Origin of the sequence: Phreatobacter sp. AB_2022a (assembly GCF_026847585.1) — a bacterium.
In the GTDB taxonomy this organism is placed as follows: domain Bacteria; phylum Pseudomonadota; class Alphaproteobacteria; order Rhizobiales; family Phreatobacteraceae; genus Phreatobacter.
Genome location: NZ_JAPSET010000033.1, coordinates 55,754 through 71,546, shown reverse-complemented (window position 1 = coordinate 71,546; position 15,793 = coordinate 55,754). Strand labels below are relative to the sequence as shown.

General features: G+C 69.5%; 16 protein-coding genes and 1 pseudogene. 13 read left to right on the top strand and 4 right to left on the bottom strand.

Annotated features, from left to right (window positions below; genetic code table 11):
• The 5 genes and pseudogenes from OZ671_RS21950 to OZ671_RS21930 all read left to right on the top strand — a co-directional run.
• Positions 1-525: pseudogene (locus tag OZ671_RS21950) on the top strand (DNA polymerase III subunit gamma/tau); the annotation flags it as partial.
• Between the two features lie 19 nt (positions 526-544).
• Complete coding sequence (locus OZ671_RS21945) at positions 545-868, top strand: YbaB/EbfC family nucleoid-associated protein (protein WP_038305271.1); 324 nt, start codon at positions 545-547, stop codon at positions 866-868.
• 27 nt (positions 869-895) lie between these two features.
• Positions 896-1,501, top strand: a complete 606-nt coding sequence (gene recR, locus OZ671_RS21940; protein ID WP_038305272.1) for a recombination mediator RecR — start codon at positions 896-898, stop codon at positions 1,499-1,501.
• A gap of 408 nt (positions 1,502-1,909) precedes the next feature.
• Entirely contained in the window at positions 1,910-2,137 is a 228-nt protein-coding gene (locus tag OZ671_RS21935; protein WP_268862689.1) for a CopG family transcriptional regulator, read from the top strand.
• The gene (locus tag OZ671_RS21930; protein ID WP_268862688.1) at positions 2,134-2,571 is read left to right on the top strand and encodes a TA system VapC family ribonuclease toxin; all 438 of its coding nucleotides are present in this window, start codon (positions 2,134-2,136) and stop codon (positions 2,569-2,571) included. Before OZ671_RS21935 ends, OZ671_RS21930 begins: the two co-directional genes overlap by 4 nt.
• 186 nt (positions 2,572-2,757) lie before the next feature.
• Here the strand turns inward: OZ671_RS21930 and OZ671_RS21925 are convergent, their stop codons facing one another.
• The 4 genes from OZ671_RS21925 to OZ671_RS21910 form a co-directional block, all read right to left on the bottom strand.
• Positions 2,758-4,248, bottom strand: a complete 1,491-nt coding sequence (locus OZ671_RS21925; protein WP_268862687.1) for a mannitol dehydrogenase family protein — start codon at positions 4,246-4,248, stop codon at positions 2,758-2,760.
• On the bottom strand, positions 4,245-5,693 hold the full coding sequence (gene uxaC, locus OZ671_RS21920; protein WP_268862686.1) for a glucuronate isomerase: 1,449 nt from the start codon (positions 5,691-5,693) through the stop codon (positions 4,245-4,247). Before uxaC ends, OZ671_RS21925 begins: the two co-directional genes overlap by 4 nt.
• The gene (locus OZ671_RS21915; RefSeq protein WP_268862685.1) at positions 5,690-6,397 is read right to left on the bottom strand and encodes a FadR/GntR family transcriptional regulator; all 708 of its coding nucleotides are present in this window, start codon (positions 6,395-6,397) and stop codon (positions 5,690-5,692) included. Before OZ671_RS21915 ends, uxaC begins: the two co-directional genes overlap by 4 nt.
• A gap of 116 nt (positions 6,398-6,513) precedes the next feature.
• Positions 6,514-7,128 (bottom strand): TetR/AcrR family transcriptional regulator, encoded by a 615-nt coding sequence (locus tag OZ671_RS21910; RefSeq protein WP_268862695.1) that lies wholly within the window; start codon positions 7,126-7,128, stop codon positions 6,514-6,516.
• 294 nt (positions 7,129-7,422) lie between these two features.
• On the opposite strand from OZ671_RS21910, the gene OZ671_RS21905 reads away from it, so the two are divergent.
• Genes OZ671_RS21905 through OZ671_RS21870 form a run of 8 tightly spaced genes read left to right on the top strand, consistent with a single transcriptional unit; the run spans position 7,423 to position 15,775 of the window.
• Positions 7,423-8,283 (top strand): FAD binding domain-containing protein, encoded by an 861-nt coding sequence (locus tag OZ671_RS21905; protein WP_268862684.1) that lies wholly within the window; start codon positions 7,423-7,425, stop codon positions 8,281-8,283.
• Positions 8,280-8,774, top strand: a complete 495-nt coding sequence (locus tag OZ671_RS21900; RefSeq protein ID WP_268862683.1) for a (2Fe-2S)-binding protein — start codon at positions 8,280-8,282, stop codon at positions 8,772-8,774. Before OZ671_RS21905 ends, OZ671_RS21900 begins: the two co-directional genes overlap by 4 nt.
• Entirely contained in the window at positions 8,771-11,143 is a 2,373-nt protein-coding gene (locus tag OZ671_RS21895; protein WP_268862682.1) for a xanthine dehydrogenase family protein molybdopterin-binding subunit, read from the top strand. The genes OZ671_RS21900 and OZ671_RS21895 overlap by 4 nt, the downstream gene beginning before the upstream one ends.
• Positions 11,144-11,186: 43 nt before the next feature.
• Positions 11,187-12,428, top strand: coding sequence for an ABC transporter substrate-binding protein (locus OZ671_RS21890; protein ID WP_268862681.1), 1,242 nt, complete (start codon positions 11,187-11,189; stop codon positions 12,426-12,428).
• 27 nt (positions 12,429-12,455) lie between these two features.
• Positions 12,456-13,331, top strand: coding sequence for a branched-chain amino acid ABC transporter permease (locus OZ671_RS21885; RefSeq protein WP_268862680.1), 876 nt, complete (start codon positions 12,456-12,458; stop codon positions 13,329-13,331).
• Positions 13,328-14,314 (top strand): branched-chain amino acid ABC transporter permease, encoded by a 987-nt coding sequence (locus tag OZ671_RS21880; RefSeq protein WP_268862679.1) that lies wholly within the window; start codon positions 13,328-13,330, stop codon positions 14,312-14,314. The genes OZ671_RS21885 and OZ671_RS21880 overlap by 4 nt, the downstream gene beginning before the upstream one ends.
• Complete coding sequence (locus tag OZ671_RS21875; protein WP_268862678.1) at positions 14,311-15,066, top strand: ABC transporter ATP-binding protein; 756 nt, start codon at positions 14,311-14,313, stop codon at positions 15,064-15,066. The genes OZ671_RS21880 and OZ671_RS21875 overlap by 4 nt, the downstream gene beginning before the upstream one ends.
• A complete protein-coding gene (locus OZ671_RS21870; RefSeq protein ID WP_268862694.1) occupies positions 15,059-15,775 on the top strand; it encodes an ABC transporter ATP-binding protein in 717 nt (238 codons plus the stop codon). Before OZ671_RS21875 ends, OZ671_RS21870 begins: the two co-directional genes overlap by 8 nt.
• Positions 15,776-15,793 lie beyond the last annotated feature (18 nt).

Genomic DNA, 15,793 nt, shown 5'->3' with positions numbered 1-15,793 from the left:
GTTGCCGTGCCGAACGGCGCACCGGTCGTCATGCAGGCGCCGGCGCCCGGCCGCGAGGCCCAGCCCGGCCTCGTCCTCGGCTCCTTCGCGGCGATCGTCGCCCATGCCAGCGAGAAGCGCGACATCCGCCTCAAGACGGCGCTCGAGCGCGACGTGCACCTGGTGCGCTGCGAGGACGGCCGCCTCGACATTCGCCTCACCCGCATGGCCGCGCCGACCCTTGCCGGCGACCTGCAGAAGAAGCTCTCCGACTGGACCGGCAAGCGCTGGATGGTCACCGTCACCTCGGAGGAGGGCGAGCCGACCATCCGCGAGCAGCAGGAGGCGGCGCAGGCCGACCGCGAGCGCGGCGTGCGCGCGCATCCGACCATCCAGGCGCTGATGGAGCGCTTTCCGGGCGCCGAGATCATATCGGTCCGGCCCCTGAGCGAGCCGGCCGGCAGCGATGCGGTGGCCGCGCCGGTCGAGCGTGACGACGATGACGACAACTGGGAGCCCGTAGCTCCCTGGGACGACGACTTCTGAAGAACCCGAGGATCACGCCATGAAGGACATCATGGGCCTGATGAAGCAGGCGCAGGCCATGCAGGCCAAGCTGCAGGAAGCGCAGGCCGACATGGAGCGCACCGAGGTGGAAGGCACGGCCGGCGGCGGCATGGTCAAGGTGACGTTGACCGCCAAGGGCGACATGCGCGGCGTCGCCATCGACGCCTCGCTCCTGAAGGCCGACGAGAAGGAGATCGTCGAGGACCTCATCGTCGCCGCCCATGCCGACGCCCGCAAGAAGGCCGAGGTGGTGATGGCCGAGCGCATGAAGGCGGTGACCGGCGGACTGCCGCTGCCGCCCGGCATGAAGCTGCCGTTCTGAGACCGGCCGGCCCGATAGCAGCCCTCCATGCAAAGACGCGTCGCCGGCCCCGAAATCGAACGGCTGATCCAGCTGCTCGCCAAGCTGCCCGGGCTCGGGCCGCGCTCGGCGCGGCGCGCCGCGCTGCACCTCGTCAAGAAGCGCGAGAGCCTGATGCAGCCGCTGACCGCGGCGCTCGAGGAGGCGCTGGCGAAGATCGTCATCTGCTCGACCTGCGGCAATGTCGACACGTCCGACCCGTGCACGGTCTGCTCCGACCCGCGCCGCGATGGCTCGGTCATCGTGGTGGTCGAGGACGTCTCCGACCTCTGGGCGCTGGAACGCGCCAGCGCGATCAATGCGCGCTATCACGTGCTCGGCGGCACGCTGTCGCCGCTCGATGGCGTCGGCCCCCAGGATCTGAACATTGAAGGCCTGATCAACCGCGTGCGCTCGGGCGGCGTGCGCGAGGTGATCCTGGCGATCAACGCGACCGTCGACGGCCAGACGACGGCCCATTACGTCACCGACCTGCTGGCGCAGGACGACGTCAAGGTGACCCGCCTCGCCCACGGCGTTCCGGTCGGCGGCGAACTCGACTATCTCGACGAGGGCACGATCACCGCGGCGATCCGCTCGCGAACCTCGTTCTGAGGGACCGGCAAGGGACTGCCGCGCGGAGCAATTGGTTTCCCGCAATGGTCCTGCATGCAGGCCGGTCGTGGTTCGAGGGTCGCCTTCGGCTCCCACTTCATCACGAGGCAAGAAAGTGCATGGCATGGCGGGCGCTCCTGAAGCGCGACGCTGAGAGCATCACGAGCAACCTTGCTACAGCCCCCCAATCCTCATGGTGAGGAGCCCGCGCCCTGGCGCAGGCCTCGAACCACGGCCAACCGTGATGCCATGCGCTGTCTGTGACGGTTGCGCTTCGCGCAGCTCGCAACACGACGCGCATGGCAATCAACCACGTCTCGACGCGGGCGCGTGAACAACCCTCGCCTTGAGGCCGTCACGACGACATTCTATATGATGCGTGATGATTGATGCGCAGGAGCCCCTGCCATGCGAACGACCCTGGCAATCGACGATGATGTCCTGATGGCAGCCAAAGCCATGGCGCGGCAGCAAGACCGGAGTGTCGGAGAGATCATTTCCGCGCTTGCCAGACGTTCCCTGCAGCGACCGCAGAAAGGCGGGGAACGCAATGGCATTCCTCTGCTGTCACCTCGCCCCGATGGCCCGCCGGTGACGCTCGATATCGTCAACGGGCTGCGCGACGAGCTGCCGTGACATTCCTGCTCGACGTCAACGTCCTCATCGCGCTGATCGATCCAGGCCACGTCGCTCACGATGCGGCGCATGCCTGGTTCGCCGCCACGGGAGCAACCGCGTGGGCCACCTGCCCCATGACGGAAAATGGTGTTGTACGGATCGTCGGCAATCCAAAATATCCGAACTCGCCGGGCGCCCCGTCGGTTGTCATCGATATCGTTGCCCGGTTGCGAGCGCTGCCTGGCCATCACTTCTGGTCCGACGATTTGAGCCTCGCCGGCTCGGCCGACATCGATCCTGCCAAGATCCTCACCTCGTTGCAGGTGACCGATACCTATCTGCTCGCGCTCGCCAAAGCCCATGGCGGGCAGTTGGCGACCTTTGATCGCAAGCTGTCGGTTGCCGCCCTGAAGGGCGGGAAATCCTGCCTCCATCTGATTGGCAGCCGCTAAGCCCTTTGGTCTTACCGCTGCGTGCTCTTCGACATCAAACGCAACGATCTCGATGAAGAAGTAATCAGCACGGCGATCCGGTCACGGGACTTTGTTCCAGGACGACCACAAGGGATCGCCGCCGCGAACGTGTGCCACAGGTCGATCGCCCTGCATTGAGGCTAGCCGTGCCGCAAAACGGCTCAGCTACGCCTCAAGCGAGAGCTCGCCGCGCGCGGCCCGCGCGGCGGTCTCGCGCGCGCCGACGGCGAACAGGCTGGCGAGCGCGCGGGTGACCGGGCCTGCGAAGCGTGGATCGGCGGCCATGTCGGCGCCGAAGATGTCCGGCATCGCCAGCAGCGCCGGCGCCAACCGCTCGGCGACCGGCCCTGCTGCCGCGGCGATCGCCTTCAGGCGGTCGCCCAGGGGATCGCGCAGATCGATCGCCGCCCCCTTTTCGTCGACCGCGGTGACGTAGCGCATCCAGCCGGCAATGCCGAGCGCCATGACGCCGATGCCGCGTCCCTCAGCCAGCCGATCGCGGGCCGGCGAGATCAGCCGCTGCGGCAGTTTCTGCGAACCGTCCATGGCGATCTGCCAGGTGCGGTGGCGCAGCGCCGGATTGGCGAAGCGGATCTTGAGGTCGCGCTTGTAGCTCTCGATGTCGAAGCCGGGGAGTGGCCTGAGCGTCGGCGTCGCCTCGTCCATCAGGCGCGTCACGACCGCCGCAAGGGCCGGATCGGCAATGGCTTCGGCCACCGTTTCATAGCCGGCTAGGAACCCCAGATAGGCGAGCGTCGAATGCGCGCCGTTGAGCAGGCGCAGCTTCATCAGCTCGAAGGGCGCAACGTCGCCGACCATCTCGACGCCACTCGCGGCGAGGTCCGGACGGCCGGTGGGAAAATGGTCCTCGACCACCCATTGCCAGAACGGCTCGGCGACGACCGGCCAGGCATCGGTGACGCCGAGCGCGGCATCGACCTCGGCGCGGTCGGCTTCCGTCGTCGCCGGCACGATGCGGTCGACCATGGTCGAGGGACAGGCGAGTTCGCCCGCCACCCAGCGGCCGAGCTCGGCATCGCGCAGGGCGGCGAAGCGGGCGAGCACCCGCTTCACGGTCGCCCCGTTCGCCGGCAGGTTGTCGCAGGAGAGGACGGTGAAGGGCGGATGGCCGGCGCGGCGGCGCCGATCGAGCGCGGCGACGAGGAAGCCCGGCGCCGAGCGCGGCAGCACGTCGCCGAGATCGTGCCTGATATCGGGATGATCCTCGGCGAGGCCACCGGTCGCCGGGTCGTGGCAATAGCCCTTTTCGGTGACGGTCAGCGAAACGATGCGCACGGCCGGGTCGGCGAGCCGGGCGAGGAGGCGTTCCGGGTCCTCCGGCGCGACCAGCACCTTGGACACGGCGCCGATGACGCGCAGACGTGTCGGCGCAGCCGACCGCACGGCGAGCGCATAGAGCCCGTCCTGGCTTTTCAGCGCGTCGCGCGTGTCCGGCGCGCGGAGCGAGGCGCCGACAATGCCCCAGGTCGTCTCGCCGGCAGCGAGGCGGTCGTCGATCACCACCGCCTGGTGGGCGCGGTGGAAGGCGCCGATGCCGAGATGGACGATGCCGGTCGTGACCGCGGCGCGGTCATAGGCCGGGCGGGCGACGGCGGGCGGCAAGCTGCCGAGCGTCGCATTGGCGAGGCGCGTCACAGCCGGTAGGCCTTCTTGGCAAGGCCATAGGCGAGGTCGTGGGCGAGCTCTTCAGCCTCGTCCGGATCGAGCCGGCCGGCGACCACGAGCTCGGCCAGATGGGCGCAGTCGACCCGGCGGGCGACGTCGTGGCGGGCCGGAATGGACGGGAAGGCGCGGGTGTCGTCGTTGAAGCCGACGGTGTTGTAGAAGCCGGCGGTTTCGATCACCTGGTCCTTGAAGCGCTTCATGCCGTCGACCGAATCGTAGAACCACCAGGGCGGGCCGAGGCGCAACGCCGGATAGTGGCCGGCCAGCGGGCTCAGCTCGCGCGCATAGGCCGTCTCGTCCAGGGTGAACAGGATGATGGTCAGGTTCGGTTCGTTGCCGAAGGCGTCGAGCAGGGGCTTCAGCGCGGCGACGTAATCCGTCGGGCCGGGAATGTCGGCGCCCATGTCGCGGCCGAAGCGCGCGAAGATCCCGGCATTGTGATTGCGCCGGGAGCCCGGATGGATCTGCAGCACAAGGCCGTCGTCGAGGCTCATCCGCGCCATCTCGGTGAGCATCTGGCCGCGGAACAGGTCGGCCTCCTCGGGCCCGGCCTCGCCGGAGACGATGCGCTGGAACAGCCGCTCGACCTCGACCGGGCCGAGATCGGCGGTGCGCGCCGTCGGATGGCCGTGATCGGAGGCGGTCGCGCCGTGGCTCTTGAAGAAGGCCCGGCGCTTGCGGTGCGCCGCCAGATAGCCGGTCCAGGTCGCGGTATCCTCGCCGGTGATCTCGCCGAGCCTCCTGAGATTGTCCCGAAAGCCCTCGAAGTCGGGATCGACCACGGCGTCGGGGCGATAGGTGGTGACCACCCGCCCGTCCCAGCCTGAGGCGGCGATGCGGGCGTGCCAGGCGAGGTCGTCGAGCGCGCCCTCGGTGGTGGCGATGACCTCGATGTCGAAGGTCCTGTAGAGCGCCCGCGGCCGGTAGGCGGGCTCGGCGAGCGCCTCGGCGATCAGGTCGTAGGTCGCGTCGGCATTGGCTGCCGACAGGCGCTCGTCGAGACCGAACAGGGCGGCGAGGGCGTGATCGAGCCAGAGCCGGGTCGGGGTCGCCCGGAACAGGTGGTAGTTCGCCGCGAAGAGCCGCCAGATCCTGCGTGGATCGGTCTCGACCGGCGTGCCGTCCCTGGCGGGGATGCCGAGCGCCTCCATCGGCACGCCCTGCGAATAGAGCATGCGGAAGACATAGTGGTCGGGCACGACGAAAAGCCTGGCAGGATCGGCGAAGGGCTGGTCCTCGGCGTACCAGCGCGGATCGGTGTGGCCATGGGGCGAAATGATCGGCAAGGTCGCGACGCCCTCATAGAGCCGGCGGGCGATCGCCCGCGCGGCGGGATCGGCCGGCAGAAGGCGATCCGGCGCGCAGATGCGGCTGTCGGCCGGCGGCAGCCGCCGCGGCAGGGTCTTCGGCGTCATGCGACCTCCTCGGAGGGTTCGTTCGGCCCGACGATGATCGTCTGGACATGGCTGAGATGGGCTGCCATCGCGGCGCGGGCCGCCGCGCCGTCGCGCGCGGCGAGCGCGGCGACGATCGCCCGGTGATCGGTCAGCGTCATGCGCCGGTTCTCCGGCAGGCCGGTGCGCGTCGAGACGAGCTCGAACAGCGGCGAGAACATGCGGTCCCACAGGCCCTCGACGATGGCGATCAGCACGCTGTTGCCGCAGGCCCTGGCGATGGCGACGTGGAAGGCGCGGTCGACGGTCTGGCTGGCGCGATGATCCGGGCTCGCCTGGAGCGCTTCGATCAGCGCCCGAAGCCCGGAAATGTCGGCCGGCGTCGCCGCGGCCGCGGCATGGCCAGCAATTTCCGGCTCGATCAGAAGGCGCGCAGCGATCAGCTCATGCGGGCTCGGGCCGGCATCGAAGGCGACCACGCGCGACGGCGGCGCCTCGCTCACCGTGATGCCGGAACCGGTGCGGATCTCGACGAGTCCGGCAATTTCCAGCGCGATCATGGCCTCGCGCACCGTCGGACGGCTCACCCCCAGCATGCGGGCGAGTTCGCGTTCGGCCGGCAGCCGCTCGCCGGGCCTCAGATCGCCACGCGCGACGAGATCGGCGACCTGGCGCGCGACGCGCTCGTAGAGACGGTCCTGATCGACGGCCTGGAACGGCGACACGGCTGATCCCCGGGATGAGACCGGTCAAGCTAGCGCCCAGCCTTCAATTGTCAAATGGCCAGGTGGTCAGGCCAATTTTGCGAGACCTTGGACGGGCAAGACCGGACGCGCCGGCCTCAGGAGCGGGCGAGCCGGCCAACCACCGCCGGCGCGCCGGAAAAGAAGGCCTCCACCGCATCGCGCACGATCACCTCGAGATCGTCGGGTGTCGGCGTGCCGTACACGAAACGGCGGATGGCGATGTAGAAGATCCGGCCGTGCAGGCCCCAGAACAGCTCGTGCTCGCGCTCCGCCAAAGCGCCGGCGGCGGGCGGCAGGCCGAGATCGTGGCGCAGCTCGGCGGCAGCCGGCGCGATGATCCGCTCGCCGACCAGGCGCAGGTAGCGGTTGGTGATGTCGAACGATTTCAAGCCGGAAAAGACGAAGATCCGCACCCAGTCGTGGTCGAAGACCCGCTCGACATATTCGAGGTAGAACTGGGTGAGCCGGTCGGCGAGCGGCCGTGAGCGGTCGGTGACGAGGCCGGCCCAGGACGGTTTCCAGCGGCTGAGATAGACCTGCTCGTAGACCCGCTCGATCAGCGCCTCCTTGCTGGGGAAATGCCGATAGATGGCCGAATGGGTAATGCCCATGCGCTTGGCGAGCTCGCGCGTCTGGCCCTCGAAGCCATGCGCGGCAAAAAAGCGCACCGCCTCGTCGACGATCAGCTGCTCGCGGTCGGCCGCCCGCATGTTGCGCCGGCGCGGCTTGGATTGGCCGCCGGGCTCGGCCTTGGCGGCTGACATGTCGGGAGCGGTCAATTCCAGGGCTCCAATCGGGACCTGAAGGGAGTGTCCGCAGGAATCGGGCCGGCCCGGAGCCTGCGGACAGCGCCTCTTTGATCACGGCGCGGCACCGCTGCCAAGACGGAAGTGACCACTTGGTCATTTCCTTGACACGGCCGCGAAGTCGTGCCCATCTTTGTGACCAAGTGGTCACAAATAAAAACCACCCCCGAGGACACGCAGCCTGGAGAACGCGCCCCGATGAAAGCGCGCGCCTTCGCCTATCTCCGCCCGACCACCGTCGCCGAGGCGCTCGACGCCTTTGCCGGCGCGGCGGGCGATGCGAGCTATATTGCCGGCGGCCAAAGCCTGGTGCCGGCCCTGGCGCTCCGGCTGCAGGCGCCCGACAGGCTCATCGACATCGCCCATATCGCGGCCCTCGCCGGCATCGACCTCGAGGGCGAAACCCTGCGCATCGGCGCACTGACCCGCCATGCCGAGCTGATCGACAACCCGCTGATTGCCCGGCACGCACCGCTGCTCGCCGAAGCGGCGCCGCACATCGCCCATCCCGCGATCCGCAACAGGGGCACGATCGGCGGCAGCCTGGCGCTCGCCGATCCGGCCGCGGAACTGCCAGCCATGATGCTCGCGGCCGGCGCCACGATCGAGATCGCCGGGCCCGACGGCGTCCGGCAGGTCGCGGCGGACGATTTCTTCCTCGACCTCTACCAGACCGCGCTCGCCCCGGGCGAGCTCGTCACCGCCGCGCTCCTGCCCGTCGCCCGTCCGGACGAACGCTTCGCTTTCGGCGAGCTGGCGCGCCGGCGCGGCGACTACGCGCTGGTCGGCGCCGGCATCCGGGCCCGGTGCGCGGGCGGCACCGTCGCAGAGGTTCGCATCGCCTTCCTGTCGGTGGCGGCGACGCCGCTGCGCGCCCGCGCCGCCGAGACGGCGCTGGCCGGCACGGCGCTGGACGCGGCCGCGATCACCCGCGCGCAGGCCGCGCTCGACGACGACCTCGACCCGCCGGACGAAGCCCATATGCCCGCGGCGACGCGCCGGCACCTCGCGCGGGTCCTGCTCGGCCGCCTCGCCGGCCGCATCCGGGAGACGGCATGAGCACGCGGCAGGCGATCACGGTGACCGTCAACGGCGAAAGCCATCAGCGCCTCGTCGAGCCGCGTCTGAGCCTCGTCGACTTCCTGCGCCAGGACCTTCAGCTCACCGGCAGCCATGTCGGCTGCGAGATGGGGGCCTGCGGCGCCTGCCTCGTCCTGGTCGACGACCAGCCCGTCCATGCCTGCCTGATGTTCGCCGTCCAGGCCGAGGGCGCACGCATCGAGACGGTCGAGGGCCTTGCCGCGCGCGACGCGCTGGCCGACCTGAAGGCGGCCTTCCGCGACCGCAACGCGCTGCAGTGCGGCTACTGCACACCCGGCATGCTGGCGACGGCTCATGCCATTCTCGCCCGTGGCGGCGTGCCGAGCCGGGAAGAGATCCGCGACGCGCTCTCCGGCAACTATTGCCGATGTACCGGCTACGAGGCGATCGTCGACGCCATCGCGGCGACGGCCGCGGCGCGCGCGGCGGCGGGCGAGGCCGACCGATGACCACACCCCGCTCCCTCGACCGGCCCAATTCCTATATCGGCCGCGCCGTCAGCCGGCCGAACGCCATGCGCCTGCTCAATGGCCGCGGCCGCTTCGTCGGCGACATCGTCCTGCCGCGCATGCTCCATGCCGCCTTCGTGCGCAGTCCCTATGCCCATGCCCGCATCGCCGGCATCGACACGAGCGCCGCCGCCGCCATGCCCGGCGTACGGCTGGTCGCGACCGGCGCCGACCTCGCCCGCATCGTAACGCCCTGGACCGGTACGCTCGATCACTTCAAGGGCATGAAGTCGACGCCGCAATGGCCCCTGCCGCTCGACGAGGTGGTCTGGGCCGGCCAGGCGGTGGTGGCGATCGTCGCCGACACGCGCGCCGAGGCGGAGGATGCCGCCGAGGCCGTGGCGGTCGACTATGAGGAGCTTGCCGTCGTCGCCGATGTCGACGCGGCGCGCTCGCCCGATGCCGCCACGGCGAGCGCCGGGCTGGACGATAATCTCTGCTTCCGTTCGCTCATCGACACCGGCGCGGTGGACGAGGCCTTCGCCGCGGCCGCCCACGTGGTGGAGGCCGACCTGCGCTTCGGCCGGCACACGGCGGTGACGCTGGAGCCGCGCGCGATCCTCGCCGACTTCGATCCGGGCGAGCGGCAGCTCACCGTGCATCACGCGACCCAGACGCCCTATCAGTTCCAGACGCTCTACAGCCGCCATTTCAACCTGCCGGAAGCGCGCGTCAGGGTGATCGCGCCCGATATCGGCGGCTCGTTCGGCATGAAGCTGCATGTCTATCACGAGGACATGGCGGTGGTGGCCCTGAGCATCCTCATCGGCCGGCCGGTGCGCTATGTCGCCGACCGCACCGAGGCTTTCGTCTCCGACATCCATGCCCGCGATCACCAGGTGAAGGCGCGGCTTGCGACCGATGCCGAAGGGCGGATCCTGGCGATCGATGTCGACGACGTCACCGCGGTCGGGGCCTTCTCGACCTATCCGCGCACCAGCGCCGTCGAAGGCAACCAGGTGATCCGGCTGATCGGCGCGCCCTATCGCTTCGATCACTACCGGGCGGGGCTCTCGGTCATCTTCCAGAACAAGGTCCAGACCAGCCAGTACCGCGCGGTCGGCCATCCCATCGCCTGCGCGGTCACCGAGCGGCTCGTCGACCTTGCCGCGGCGAGGCTCGGCCTCGACCCCTTCGCCATGCGGGCGAAGAACCTCATCGCCGACGACGCCTATCCGGCGAGCTCGGCCTCCGGCTACCGCTTCGAGAAGCTGTCGCACGAGACCTGCCTTGCCCGCCTGAAGACGCTGATGGACTACGAGGGCCTGCGCCGCGACCAGGCCGAGGCGCGCGCCCGCGGCATCCATCGCGGCATCGGCATCGCGACCTTCGTCGAGATCACCAATCCGAGCCCGGCCTTCTACGGCATCGGCGGCGCCCATATCTCGGCCCAGGACGGCGCGGTGGTGAAGCTGACGCCGTCGGGCGAGGTGCAATGCCTGATCTCGGTGACCGAGCAGGGCCAGGGCACCGAGACGATCATCGGCCAGATCGTCGCCGAAAAGCTCGGCGTCGACCGCGAGCGGGTCAAGGTCATCACCGGCGATACCGACGTGACGCCGCATGGCGGCGCCACCTGGGCCTGCCGCGGCGCCGGCATCGGCGGCGAGACCGCCTTCCAGGCGGCGAAGGCCCTGAAGCGCAACGTGCTCGGCATTGCCGCAGCCATCCTGCAGACGCGCGCCGAGGCGCTCGACCTCGTCGACGGCGCGGTGGTGGAGCGAAACGGCGGCACCGCCCGCCTCGACCTCGCCGAGATCGCCCGCATCGCCTATTTCCGCTCGGACATCCTGCCGCCGGGCGCGCAGGCCCAGCTCACCGTCGCCCATCACTTCGCGCCGGAGGGCTATCCCTTCGCCTTCACCAACGGCATCCAGGGCTGCCATGTCGAGGTCGACGTCGAGACCGGCTTCGTCAGGCTCTTGAAGCACTGGGTGGTCGAGGACTGCGGCACGATCATCAACCCCCTGCTGGTCGACGAGCAGGTGCGCGGCGGCGTGGTCCAGGGCCTCGGCGCGGCGCTGTTCGAGGAATGCCTCTACGACGACAACGGCCAGCTGACCAACGGCTCGCTCGCCGACTATCTCGTGCCCATGGCCTGCGAGATGCCCGACATCGTCATCGGCCATGTCGAGACACCGACGCGCGACACCGAGCTCGGCGCCAAGGGCTGCGGCGAAGCCGGCACCGCCGCCGCCTCGGCCGCCGCCCTCAACGCCGTCAACGACGCGCTTCTGCCCTTCGGCGCGACCATCGCCGAGATCCCCATGACGCCGCATCGCATCCTCACGGCGCTGAAGCGCGTGTGAGCCTGAAGCCAAGCAGAACAAGACCTTCCGGGAGGACAAGAGCATGAGCCGCAGCACGGGAACCTTCACCCCTCGGCCGTCGCGCCGCGCCGCCATGGCCGGCATCGGCGCCGGTCTCATCGCGACGCCCTGGATCGCCCGCGCGCAGGGCGAAACGATCCGCATCGGCTTTCCGACGCCGCTGACCGGGCCCTTCGCGGCCGAGGCGCGCGACCAGGTGCGCAGCGCCGAGCTCGCCGTGAAGCTGATCAACGACAAGGGCGGGGTCGCCGGCCGCAAGGTCGAGCTGCTCGTGCGCGACGACAAGCTGAATGCCGGCGAGGCGGCGACCCGCACGCTGGAGCTGATCGAGAAGGACAAGGCCCATGCCATCGTCGGCGCGCTGTCGAGCGCGGTGCAGCTCGCGGTCAACGAGGTCACCCGCGCCCGCGGCGTGATCTATGTCTCGATCAGCCAGTCCGACACGATCAACGAGGCCAAGGACTTCAGCCGCTTCACCTTCCACGAGGCGCTGAACCCGCACATGACCACGGCGGCGGTGGCCAAGCACACGTTCAAGGCCGGGGCGAAGGTCGCCTATCTCGTCGCCGACTATGCCTATGGCCACGAAATGCTGCGCGGCTTCAAGCGGGCGCAGGCAGCGATCGGCGCCCAGGGCGTCGGCGAGATCCTGCACCCGTTCGGCGCGGCCGACTATTCCACCTTCATGCCGCGCCTGCGTGCCATGCGGCCGGACATTCTCTGCATCTGCAATTTCGGCCGCGACCAGGCCAATGCGATCAAGCAGGCGGTCGATTTCGGCATGAAGCAGCAGATGAAGATCGTGGTGCCGGTGCTGCTGCACAACCAGCGCCTCGCCATCGGGCCGGACGCCTTTGCCGGCGTCGTCGGCGGCGCCAACTACTATTGGGGCCTGGAGCGCACCATCGCCTCGGCCAAGGCCTTCAACGACGCCTTCCGTGCGGCCCATGCCGGAGCGGTGCCGACCGACTACGGCGCCTATGGCTTCACCGGCGTCTATTCGCTGCTGCTCGCCATGCAGGCGGCCGGCGGCACCGATACGGACAAGGTCGTCACCGCGCTCGAAGCGCTGAAATACGACATTGCCAAGGGGCCGCAGAGCTACCGGACCTGCGACCACCAGTCGGTGCAGTCGGTGCTGGTGCTGGAATCGAAGAAGAAGGCGGACATGCAGGGCGACACGGACCTGTTCACCGTGCTCGCCGAGGAGCCCGGCTCGGAGGCCGCCCTGCGCAGCTGCGCCGAGCTCGGCTTCCCGGCCTGAGCGGGCGACGACGCCGGAGACGCGCCGATGGACGTCGAACTCATCGCCATGCAGATCGTCGCCGGGCTGGCGCTCGGCGCGATCCTGATCATGGTCGCGCTGGGCCTGACCATCGTGTTCGGCATGCTCGGCATCGTCAACTTCGCCCATGGCGCGCTGTTCATGGTGGGCGCCTATGCGGGCCTGTGGGTGGCGTCGCTGACCGGCAGCTTCTGGTGGGCGCTCGTCGTCGCGCCGGTCGCCATCGGCCTCTTCGGCATCGTCATCGAGCGGGTGCTGATCCGCCCGCTCTACAAGCGCTCGGCCGACGATCCGCTGCTGCTCACTTTCGGCCTCGGCTATGTGCTGGTCGAAGCCGTGCGCATCGTCTTCGGCTCGGACGGCATTCCGTTCGCGACGCCGGAGGCGCTGCAGGGCGTCGTCGATCTCGGCATCGGCTTCTTCCCGATCTACCGGCTGTTCGTCGTCGCCGTGGTGGCGCTGGTGCTCGTCGCGCTGTGGCTCGGCCTCGAGCGCACGCGCTTCGGGCTGATCGTGCGCGCCGGCGCCCGCGATCCCCTGATCATGCGCGTGCTCGGCGTCGATATCGGCCGGCTCTGGTTCATCGTCTTCGGCCTCGGCGTCGGGCTCACCGCGCTCGGCGGCGTGCTCGCCGCGCCGATGCGCAACGTCAATCCGGAAATGGGCACCTTGGTGCTGGCCGAGGCCTTCGTCGTCACCGTCATCGGTGGCCTCGGCTCGCTTGTCGGCGCCGTGGTCGCCGGCCTGATGGTCGGCGTCGCGGTCAGCCTGACCGCGCTGTTCGCACCCGAAATGGCGACCATCGTGATGTTCGCGCTGATGGCGCTCGTGCTGCTGGTCAGGCCGCAGGGCCTGTTCGGCAAGGCGGGAGGCGGGGCATGACGCAGCCATCCGCCCTTGCCGCGCCCGGCGCCGCGCCGGCCGCCCCCGCCGCCATCCTGTCGCGCTGGCGCGTGCCGCTCTGCCTTGCCGCGCTCTGCCTCCTGCCGTGGATCCTGCCGTCCAAGGCGCTGGCGGTGAACGTGCTGATCTATGGGATCTACGCGGTCGGCTACAACCTTCTGTTCGGCTATACCGGCCTCCTCTCCTTCGGCCATGCCGCCTTCTTCGGCGCCGGTGCCTATGCGACCGGCATCGCGATCGCCCATTTCGGCCTGCCCTGGCACGCGGCGGTCGCCTGCGGCGTCATCGGCGCGGGACTGCTCGCGGCCGTCATCGGCGCCCTGTCGATCCGCACCCGCGGCATCTATTTCTCGATGGTGACGCTCGCCCTGTCGCAGCTCGTCTACTACGCCGCGCTGCAGGCCTATGGCTGGACCGGCGGCGAGAACGGCCTGCGCGGCTTCACCGTCGGCCGGCTCGATCTCGCCGGCCTGTCGATCGACGTCATCGATCCCGTCAACAAATATTACGTCATCATGGTGTTCGCGGCGGCGGCGCTCTGGCTCGTCTCGCGCATCCTCAACTCGCCCTTCGGGGCGGTGATCGAAGCGATCCGGGAGAACGAGGTCAGGGCGCGCGCCTGCGGCTACGACGTCGAGCGCACCAAGCTGATCGCCTTCGTGCTGTCGGGCCTGATCTGCGGGCTCGCCGGCACGCTGTCGGCGCTGCACCTCGCCATCGTGCCGCTCGACACGCTGCACTACAACACCTCCGGCCTCGCGGTGATGATGACCCTGCTCGGCGGGGCTGGAAGCTTCTTCGGGCCCTTCGTCGGCGCGCTGGTCTTCCTGCTCGTCGAGGACGTCGCCTCGCTCTGGACCTCGCACTGGCAGATCATCGTCGGCACCATGTTCATCCTCTGCGTGCTGTTCCTGCCGAAGGGCATCTGGGGCACCGTTCTCGGCCTGAGGGCGAACCGATGAGCGCGCCCCTGCTCGCCTGCGACAATGTCGGCCGGCGCTTCGGCGGCTTCGTCGCGCTCGAAGGCGTCACCACCGCCTTCGCGGCCAACAAGGTGACGGCGGTGATCGGCCCGAACGGCGCGGGCAAGAGCACCTTCTTCAACGTGCTCTCGGGCGTCATCGCGCCGACCTCCGGCACCGTGCGCTTCCGCGGCCGGGACCTTGCCGGCACGCCGCAGCACCGCTTTGCCCATCTCGGCATTTCCAGGTCCTACCAGATCACCAACATCTTTCCCGAGCTGACGGCGCACGAGAATGTCCGGGTGGCGGCCCAGGCCTTCCGCTCGCGCTACGACATCCTGACCCGCCGCGCCCGGCTGACCGAGCTCGACGAACGCGCGGCGACCGCGCTCGAGGCGGTCGGCCTCGCCGCCCGCGGCGGCGCGACCGCCAAGTTCCTCGCCCATGGCGAGCAGCGGGCGCTGGAGATCGCCATCGCCCTCGTCGCCGACCCGGCCCTTCTGCTGCTCGACGAGCCGACCGCCGGCATGGGGCCGGAGGAGACGCGCGGCATGGTGGCGCTGATCGAGCGGCTGGCGCGCGAGCGCACCATCCTGCTCGTCGAGCACAAGATGAAGATGATCCTCGGCCTCAGCGACCGCATCCTGGTGCTGCACCACGGCCGGCTGATCGCCGATGGCACGCCCGCCGAGATCCAGGCCGATGCCGAGGTCAGGCGCGTCTATCTCGGACAAAACGATGGCTATGCTTGAGATCGAGGGACTGAACGCCTGGTACGGCGCAAGCCACGTGCTGCACGGCGTCTCGCTCGCCGTCGCCGCCGGCGAGATCGTCGCGCTGGTCGGCCGCAACGGCGCCGGCAAGACCAGCACCATGCGGGCGGTCATGGGCCTGATGCCGAGGACGACCGGCACGATCCGTTTCGACGGCCGCGATCTCGGCGCGCTGGCCGCCCACCGGCGCTTCCACCTCGGCCTTGCCTATGTGCCCGAGGAGCGGCGCATCGTGCCCGGACTCTCGGTGCGCGAGAACCTCGAGCTCGGCCTCGTGGCCAGCCGGGGCGCGGGCGCCTCGCGCGCCGACATCAACCGCGCCATCGACGAGATCGCGGTCAGCTTCCCGCGCCTGAAGGAGCGGCTCGGCCAGCAGGGCGTGACGCTGTCCGGCGGCGAGCAGCAGATGCTGGCGATCGCCCGCGCGCTGATCGCCAAGCCGAAGATGATCCTCCTGGACGAACCCTCCGAAGGCATCATGCCGGTGCTGGTGGAGGAGATGGGCGTGCTGTTCCGCCGCCTGCGCGACCAGGGCATCACGCTGCTGCTGGTCGAGCAGAACGTCGAATGGGCATTGAACCTCGCGAGCCGCGCCGTCATCATCGACCAGGGCGAAGTGGTGCATATGAGCAGCGCCGCCGCCCTGCTCGCCGACAAGGCGATCCAGGAGCGCTATTGCGCGGTGTGAGAGGCAGGGGGCCCGAGG